The sequence below is a fragment of the Lysinibacillus sp. genome (genome assembly GCF_032093475.1).
GTDB classification, from domain to species: domain Bacteria; phylum Bacillota; class Bacilli; order Bacillales_A; family Planococcaceae; genus Lysinibacillus; species Lysinibacillus irui.
The window spans coordinates 5,546-13,917 of sequence record NZ_DAMDAY010000068.1 but is presented as its reverse complement, the minus strand read 5'-3'; the positions used below and the strand labels follow the sequence as shown (position 1 = coordinate 13,917).

Sequence of the window (8,372 nt, the reverse complement as noted above, 5' to 3'; positions counted from 1 at the left end):
GTTCCAGCCTGTGTAGCACTCGTTTTGGGTGCGAGAGCCGTGGACACAAGATAACCCTTTGGATGAAGTGTATCAGCTGCTAGTTGAATGAATGCATTATAATTTTCACGATCTGCTGGCAAAACATTTTCAAAGTCAATATTCAAGACTTTATAACCTTTATTTTGCATCACTTGTAAAACATTATTCATCACCTTTTTTTGCAGATCTGCATTGGATAAGACGACATGTGCTAAATTTGAGCCCTCTTCTGTAGAAGTAAAATTAGTGAGCGTTAACATAGGGATGATGTTGTTAGCTTTTGCAGCCATAATCATTTTTTCATCATTTATTGGTTGTAACGTACCATCTTCCTTCATCATATAAGCAAAGGGACTAAAATAAGTTAGTAAATGACCAATTGCATTAATGGAGTCAATTGCTTCTTCTGAAGGTTGGTAGGAATAAGCGTTGACTTCAATCAGTGGTAACTTCCTTGGAATAATTAAATGAGTACCAATGTATAGCATATTAGGATTAGTAATATTATTTTCCGCCGCAATGGCTTGAATCGTTGTTCCGTATCGCTGAGCTATTTGCCATAATGTTTCTCCTGGCTGCACGCTATGAATAATTGGTGGAATCAATAATTTTGTTCCAGGTGTTATCCTATCAGGATTTGTTAGATGATTTGCTGTCACGATGGATTGTACAGGAACGCTAAATTGATGTGCGATTGACCATAACGTATCTCCACTTCGAACGGTATAAATTATATAAGGAGAAGGAATAACCAGTGATTGTCCGATAGCTAATTGATCGGGTGTAGTCAATGCATTTAATTGACTGAGCGTTTGAACAGGTACAGTATAACGATTAGCAATTTGCCACAGTGTTTCACCAGCACTCACTACATGAATAAGCATAGAACACCTCCAACACGATGATATTAGTGCATCATATGTTTCAATTATGAAAAAGAGAATGTTAGGTTGAGTCTAGTATAAAAGCAAATTCTTTCTAAATTAGTTGCATAGGATAAGTATCATTGTGAGAAAGGGGTTTGATGTTGAAAAAGGTAAAGCTCACGGGTAGAATCGTTACTCCTGAAGATTCTGATTATGAAAAAGCGAGGACGAACAATAATCTAAATAACCCTAAATATCCGAGTGTCATTGTGTTTTGTCAAGAAACGAAAGACGTGGTCAATGCATTGAAGTGGGCTAGAGAAAACAATGAGCCTTTTCGAATTAGAAGTGGACGGCATAGCTATGAAAATTTTTCATTATTAAATAAAGGTCTTGTCATTGACGTAAGCGACATGAATTCTATTTCAATTGATCGGTCAGAAATGACAGCTAAAATCGATGCTGGAGCCAATATGGGTAAGGTATATCGTGCATTATGGGAACACGGTGTAACCATTCCTGGTGGCACAGAAAGCAGTGTGGGGGTGGTCGGCTTATCCCTTGGCGGGGGAATTGGGATGCTATCACGTCCATTTGGTTTAACTTGTGATAGTCTCATAGAAATAGAATTGGTGGTCGCTGATGGACAGGAGGGGGTTCGGGTAATCAAAGCAAATAAGCAAAAAAATAATGAGCTCTTTTGGGCAAGTTGTGGTGGCGGGGGTGGAAACTTTGGCATTGTAACCGCATTGACATTTAAGTTACATGCTATCCATGATGTATCACTCTTCTCTATTACCTGGGGATGGGATGATTTTGAAGTAGCTTTTGATGCATGGCAGAAATGGGCTCCCTATACCGATAAACGTCTAACCTCTCAAATTGAGTTAAAGGCAAGGGAAATTGGAGAAATTGTCGCACAAGGGGAGTTTATTGGAACGGCAGCTGAATTAAAGAAATTACTTCGCCCCCTAAGAAAAACAGGTTCGCCAACAAGCATATGGATAAAGGAAGTGCCTTATATCCAAGCAGTAGAATTTTTTGATGTACCAAGTGGCAATCTCCCAGCACTTCGAAAACGGTCAGGATCATTTATTAAAAGACCCTTTCCATATAAGGCGATTCAAACAATGAAAGATTATTTAGTCAATGCTCCCAATCTAAATACAACGATTTGGCAACAAGCTTTAGGAGGTGCAATCAGTGAAATTGCACCAAATCGCACGGCATATTACTATCGAGATGCATTAATTGCTCAAGAATATAATACTTCCTGGGAAAATCCAAATGAAGAAGAACCAAATATCAAATGGGTAGAAAACTTACGGCGAGCTTTATCACCTTATACAGCTGGTGATTATGTTAATTTTCCAGATCTTTTGATTCCGGACTGGCCAACAGCCTATTATGGTCGTAATTTTAGAAAGCTTCGAGAAGTGAAAACAAAATATGATCCGTTAAATGTATTTCAATTTCCACAGAGTATTCCACCTATTAGAAAATGGTTATAAACATTTAGTAGAGCAGGGTGCAGAGGCATTGCTGCTCTTTTTGATTGCATGATTAGTCATTAGAATAGAAATAGTTGTTCGTAATAAGGTGAAAGAAATCGGTCAAGAGGATCAATCCATTATTTTTGTACATGGATTTGTCTGTGATCAAACCATGTGATGTTATAACTCTTAATTGGCGCAGCTGTTAATAGACCAAGCTTTTGTAGAGATATCGTCGCTCGCTACGGTGGTGAAGAATTAGTTATGATTTTATCAGCTATATTGAACAGAGTGTATTATCTTTGGTTTAGGCATTGAAATGAAGAATCACAGAAGTGACATTGAAAAAAGCAAACGAAGCATTATATGGTCAAAACATTAAGGATCAATCAAGTCACTCATTTTCATGAAATAAAGGAATGAGTTTTACTTTTCAGCTAATAATTTTTCGATAGATGGAAGATCTGCTGGTGCAAATGGCAGGTCAAGCAACTGATTACGAGCTACCCATCTTGCTTCAGTATGTTCAAGTATTTCTGGTACGCCTTGTATGATAGAAGCTTTATAAGTTTCTAAGTGAACGAAAAATTGATCGTATTCATGAAAGGTTTCGGCTACCTGTTCACCTACTCGAATCATACAGTTAAATTCCTCAAGGATTTCGCGATAAAGTGCTTGTTTAGGAGTTTCGCCTTGTTCTATTTTCCCACCAGGGAACTCCCAATAGTTTGCAAGTACCATCGTTGGATTTCTTAAAGCACAGAAAATTTCTTGTTGCTCATTTTCGATAATTGCACCGACTACATGGATTGTTTGTTTCATTACATTCTCCCGTCCTTAATTAAACAAATACTTTCAAATATGTATAAGTATAGCATGTTTATTTCTTATCAGTTGCCTAAGCGCGTCTTTTGATGATTGGAAAAATAACAGTTTTTTCACATGGCTATGAAATTAGCCATTTTCTAAGGTATAATAATGGTCACTATACAGGAAAAAGGCGGTAAGAAGTAGCGATGAAAAGAATCGAATCTACGCAAAATGCGTTAGTGAAATATTGGAAGAAGCTAGCGACAACTAGAAAAGAACGTGAACGATCAGGTGAATTCATAGTAGAGGGCTTTCATCTTGTTGAAGAAGCATTAAAAAATAAAGAGCAAGTATTGCAAATTATTGTACGTGAAGGTATTGATTTACCGATGTTATGGCCGATTGATGATGTCGCTATTGTAGAGGTAACGGCAGTGGTAGCGAAGGAATTTGCTGAAACTGAAACATCACAAGGTGTTTTTGCTGTGTGCAAACAGCCGGTATTAGAGGATGAAGTGATGGCAACTTGGCGCAAAGTCTTATTAATTGATGCTGTCCAAGATCCTGGTAATATCGGTACAATGCTCCGTACAGCAGATGCGGCAGGATTAGATGCTGTTGTTTTAGGAAAGGGTTGTGCCGATATTTACAATCCTAAAACACTACGTGCCGCACAAGGCTCTCATTTCCATATCCCAGTAGTACGTGGAGAATTGGCTGAATGGATCGATTTGCTACAGGAGCAAAGTGTACCTGTATTTGGAACTGCTTTGGATGAGGATGCAGTACCATATAGTGATATCCAGCATACGGGTTCATTTGCGATTATTATGGGGAATGAAGGAAGCGGCATTCAGCCACAACTGCTGGCGAAGACTGATCAAAACATGATTATTCCTATTTTTGGACAGGCTGAATCTTTAAATGTGGCAGTAGCAACGGGAATCGTTTTATATGGCTTTGTGAAGTAATTTAAAGATAATTGCGAGATTCAGGCGGTTGTCTCTTGATTTGCGACAGTTTATTCATGTATAATCTAAGCTAAAATTAAGTTTAAATAGTAAATGCTTTGACCGGGAAGTAGTAAAGATTGTGAATGGACGACAGGGAGCGTAAGGCCAGAGATTGAGAGCCAACGCCGTACCAATGCAGTTTTGAATTCAGCCCGCGAGCAGCAACCGGGACCAGCTTGATGCTGTAAAGGTATGCCGGCTTTATCAAGTCGTTATGTCAATGAAGTGATTGTAAGGATAGTTGACCTTGCAATAACTAGGGTGGTACCGCGAATATGTCCTCGTCCCTTTTTAGGGGCGAGTTTTTTTATGTTAAAAAACAGGCATGTATTTTCTAAGGAGGTTTTATCATGGAAGAGCAATTAAAACAATTAGAGCAAGAAGCACTTGCAAAAATTGAAACAGCTGCAAATTTAAAAGAATTGAATGAAGTGCGTGTTGCATATCTAGGAAAAAAAGGACCGATCACTGATTTATTAAAAGGGATGGGGAAATTATCAGCTGAAGAGCGACCAAAAATGGGCGCTTTAGTGAACAATGTTCGTGAAAATGTGACAGCAGTATTGGAGTCAAAAGTTGCTGTACTTGAAGAAGCGGCTATTGCTGAAAAATTGGCAAGTGAGTCGATTGATGTTACTTTACCTGGTCGTGAAATCAAAGTTGGCAATCGTCATCCTTTGACACGTGTCGTTGAAGAAATTGAAGATTTATTTATCGGAATGGGTTATGAAATTGCTGAGGGTCCAGAAGTAGAAAAGGACTACTATAACTTTGAGGCACTGAATTTACCAAAAGGACATCCTGCTCGTGATATGCAAGATTCGTTCTATATTTCCGAGGAAATATTACTTCGTACACATACTTCCCCAGTACAAGCTCGTACAATGGAAGCTAAAAAAGGAGAAGCTATTCGTATCATTTGTCCTGGTAAAGTGTTCCGTCGGGATAATGATGATGCAACACACTCCCATCAATTTATGCAAATTGAAGGTTTAGTCATTGGCGAAAATATTCGTATGAGTGATCTAAAAGGAACACTCGATACATTAGCGAAAAAAATGTTCGGTGCAGACCGTGAAATTCGACTTCGTCCGAGCTTCTTCCCATTCACTGAGCCTTCAGTAGAAATGGATATTTCTTGTTTCAAATGTGGTGGAGCAGGTTGTAACGTATGTAAAAGCACAGGCTGGATCGAGATTCTAGGTGCAGGTATGGTTCATCCAAATGTCTTAGAAATGGCTGGCTATGATCCGAAAAAAGTTTCTGGTTTTGCATTTGGTATTGGTGCCGAACGTATTGCGATGTTGAAATATGGTGTCGATGATATTCGTCATTTCTATACAAGCGACACTCGTTTCTTATCACAATTCGAGCGAACAGAAGCGTAAGGGGGATAAAACATGTTAGTATCATTAGAATGGTTAAAAGATTATGTTAGTACACAGGACTTGGCACCTGAGCTATTAGCTGAAAAAATTACACGCTCTGGTATCGAAGTAGACGCAGTAATCGATCGAGCTAATGCTATGGATAAAATTGTGGTAGGTTATGTTGTATCAAAAGAAAAACATCCAGAAGCAGATAAATTAAATATTTGCCAAGTAGATGTAGGAGAAGAAGAGCCACAACAAATTATTTGCGGGGCTCCGAATGTAAATGCTGGTCAAAAAGTAATTGTTGCTCGCCCGGGTGCACATTTACCAGGTGGCATTAAAATTAAAAAAGCTAAACTTCGTGGCCATGAATCAAATGGTATGATTTGTTCATTACAAGAGCTTGGGATCGAAGGGAAGCTTGTCCCTAAGGCTTATTCAGAAGGGATCTACGTACTGCCAGCGGATGTAGAAGTAGGTTCAGATGCACTGGCAATTTTAGGCTTACGTGATACAGTACTAGAGTTAGGCCTAACACCGAATCGCTCAGACGCTCTTTCTATGCTAGGTGTAGCTTATGAGGTAGGCGCAATTCTTTCAGAGGAAATTAAATATCCAGAAATTGCGTATCAAGTAGCTAGTGAAAAAGCACAGGATTTCCTGAAGCTTCGTGTGGAAGATTTACAAGCGAACCCAATGTATGTAGCAAAAGTAGTGAAAAACGTAAAAATCGGTGAATCACCGATGTGGCTACAAAATCGCTTAATGGCTGCGGGTGTACGCCCACACAATAATGTCGTAGATGTAACGAACTATGTACTAATGGAATATGGTCAACCTCTGCATGCTTTTGACTATGATAGCCTTGCAACTGGCGAAATCGTCGTTCGTAAAGCAACAGAAGGTGAAAAAATTACAACATTAGATGATCAAGAACGCACATTAAAAGCTTCAGATTTAGTCATTACGAACGGTAAAGAGCCTGTCGCAATTGCGGGTGTAATGGGTGGTGCCAATTCAGAGGTAACGGATTCTACAACGACTGTAGTCATTGAATCAGCTTATTTCGATGGTTTAACAGTGCGCCAAACGTCTCGTCACCTTGGCCTACGTTCAGATGCATCTGCACGTTTTGAAAAAGGGGTAGACCCGAACCGTGTTTTACCTGCTGCGGAACGTGCTGCCGCTTTACTAGCTGAATTAGCAGGTGGTGAAGTATTAGAGGGTACATGTGTAGTAGATGAATTAGAAAAAGCACCAGCACGAGTTGTTGTTTCCCCAGATTTTATTAATGAGCGTTTAGGAATGAAGATATCTTTAGAAGATATGCTTTCAATTTTAGAGCGTCTAAAATTTGGTGTAGAGGCAGCAAATGGTTTATTAATTATTGATGCTCCAACACGTCGCCAAGACATTAAAATTGAAGAAGATATCGTAGAAGAGATTGCCCGTCTTTATGGGTATGATGAAATCCCTATGACGTTACCAGAGGGTGCAACACAAGTGGGCAATCTAACATCTTACCAAGCAAATCGTCGTGTTGTGCGTCATTTCATGGAGGGTGCAGGGCTTTATCAAGCTGTAACATATTCATTAACATCTGATGCATTATCACAACGCTTTGCCTTGAAAGCCGAGCCAGTAACTCGTTTACTAATGCCAATGAGTGAGGAGCGTTCTACATTACGTCAAAGTCTTATTCCGCACTTAATTGAAGCGGCTGCGTACAATGTAGCGCGTCAAGCTGAAGGTGTGGCCTTATATGAAATTGGTTCAGTGTTCCTTGGTCAATCAAATGAGGGGCAACCGTATGAGGAAGAGCATGTGGCAGCCGTACTAACTGGTAAATGGTTAGACCATGCTTGGCAAGGCGAGAAAAAAGCGGTAGATTTCTTTGTACTGAAAGGTATTGTAGAGGGCGTAATCGGAAAACTAGGCTTAGAAAATCGCATTTCATTTGTGAAGGCACAAGTAGATGGATTACACCCAGGACGTACAGCTAGCATTTTATTAGATGGCGAACAAGTCGGCATTATTGGAGGACTTCACCCAGCAGAACAAAAAGCATGGGGTGTAAAAGACACATATGTCATGGAAATGAACTTAGTTGCTCTATTACATGCAACGACACAAGAAGCACCACTTGCTTACACACCAGTGCCTCGTTTCCCAGCTATGTCACGTGATATCGCTCTTATTATGGACCGTGACACAACAGCAGGTGAAGTAATCAATGCTATTGATGCAGCAGGCGTGAAATTACTAAAAGACATCCGCGTATTTGACGTTTACGAAGGAGAGAAAATGGAGCCAGGTAAAAAATCTGTTGCCTTCTCACTCACATACTTCGATCCAGAACATACTTTAACAGACGAAGAAGTAGTAGCTGCACATAACAAAGTGTTAAAAGCTATTGCGACGATTCCAGGCACAGAAGTACGCTAAAATTATTATCAAAAGACTGTCTTTCGAGGCAGTCTTTTTTGTTTGAAGAATGGTTTAAACACGTCTTTGTAAAAGTCTCGATTTACATTAATACTGTCGAAGGCAATGATTCGCTCAAGGGATGGAAGGTGATCCAAAAGGAGAAGCAACCGCTCCAAATTGAAGTGAAGGTGATCCAAAAGAGGATGAAACCGCTCCAATTCGAGGAGAAAGTGATCCAAAAGGAGAAGCAACCGCTCCAAATTGAAGTGAAAGTGATCCAAAAGAGGATGAAACCGCTCCAAGGCGAGGAGAAAGTGATCCAAAAGGAGAAGCAACCGCTCCAAATTGAAGTGAAGGTGATCCAAAAGA

Annotated in this window: 6 protein-coding genes and 2 pseudogenes; 6 read left to right on the top strand and 2 right to left on the bottom strand. The window is 39.7% G+C overall.

The window, feature by feature from the left end; translation table 11 throughout:
• Positions 1 to 905: pseudogene (locus tag RT445_RS14490) on the bottom strand (LysM peptidoglycan-binding domain-containing protein); the annotation flags it as partial.
• Between the two features lie 143 nt (positions 906 to 1,048).
• Here RT445_RS14490 and RT445_RS14485 point away from each other — a divergent pair.
• Positions 1,049 to 2,398, top strand: a complete 1,350-nt coding sequence (locus RT445_RS14485; RefSeq protein WP_312507427.1) for an FAD-binding oxidoreductase — start codon at positions 1,049 to 1,051, stop codon at positions 2,396 to 2,398.
• Between the two features lie 90 nt (positions 2,399 to 2,488).
• A pseudogene (locus RT445_RS23790) lies at positions 2,489 to 2,545 on the top strand (hypothetical protein); the annotation flags it as partial.
• A 261-nt stretch (positions 2,546 to 2,806) separates the two neighbouring features.
• Here the strand turns inward: RT445_RS23790 and RT445_RS14480 are convergent.
• Complete coding sequence (locus RT445_RS14480) at positions 2,807 to 3,202, bottom strand: (deoxy)nucleoside triphosphate pyrophosphohydrolase (protein WP_274794038.1); 396 nt, start codon at positions 3,200 to 3,202, stop codon at positions 2,807 to 2,809.
• Positions 3,203 to 3,396: 194 nt separating this feature from the next.
• On the opposite strand from RT445_RS14480, the gene RT445_RS14475 reads away from it, so the two are divergent.
• The 4 genes from RT445_RS14475 to RT445_RS14460 all read left to right on the top strand — a co-directional run.
• Positions 3,397 to 4,161, top strand: coding sequence for a TrmH family RNA methyltransferase (locus tag RT445_RS14475; protein WP_274794037.1), 765 nt, complete (start codon positions 3,397 to 3,399; stop codon positions 4,159 to 4,161).
• Positions 4,162 to 4,553: 392 nt separating this feature from the next.
• The gene (gene pheS / locus RT445_RS14470) at positions 4,554 to 5,591 is read left to right on the top strand and encodes a phenylalanine--tRNA ligase subunit alpha (RefSeq protein WP_274794035.1); all 1,038 of its coding nucleotides are present in this window, start codon (positions 4,554 to 4,556) and stop codon (positions 5,589 to 5,591) included.
• A 12-nt stretch (positions 5,592 to 5,603) separates the two neighbouring features.
• Positions 5,604 to 8,021 carry a phenylalanine--tRNA ligase subunit beta gene (gene pheT / locus RT445_RS14465; protein ID WP_312507428.1) on the top strand — a complete coding sequence of 806 codons (2,418 nt, stop codon included), beginning with the start codon at positions 5,604 to 5,606 and terminating at the stop codon, positions 8,019 to 8,021.
• 38 nt (positions 8,022 to 8,059) lie between these two features.
• On the top strand, positions 8,060 to 8,372 hold a 313-nt coding region (locus RT445_RS14460), incomplete at its 3' end, for a hypothetical protein (protein ID WP_313470759.1).

Coding starts and splice junctions, on each gene's coding strand:
- pheT (WP_312507428.1), top strand. CDS start 5,604: ATGTTAGTATCATTAGAATGGTTAAAAGATTATGTTAGTACACAGGAC.
- RT445_RS14475 (WP_274794037.1), top strand. CDS start 3,397: ATGAAAAGAATCGAATCTACGCAAAATGCGTTAGTGAAATATTGGAAG.
- pheS (WP_274794035.1), top strand. CDS start 4,554: ATGGAAGAGCAATTAAAACAATTAGAGCAAGAAGCACTTGCAAAAATT.
- RT445_RS14480 (WP_274794038.1), bottom strand. CDS start 3,202: ATGAAACAAACAATCCATGTAGTCGGTGCAATTATCGAAAATGAGCAA.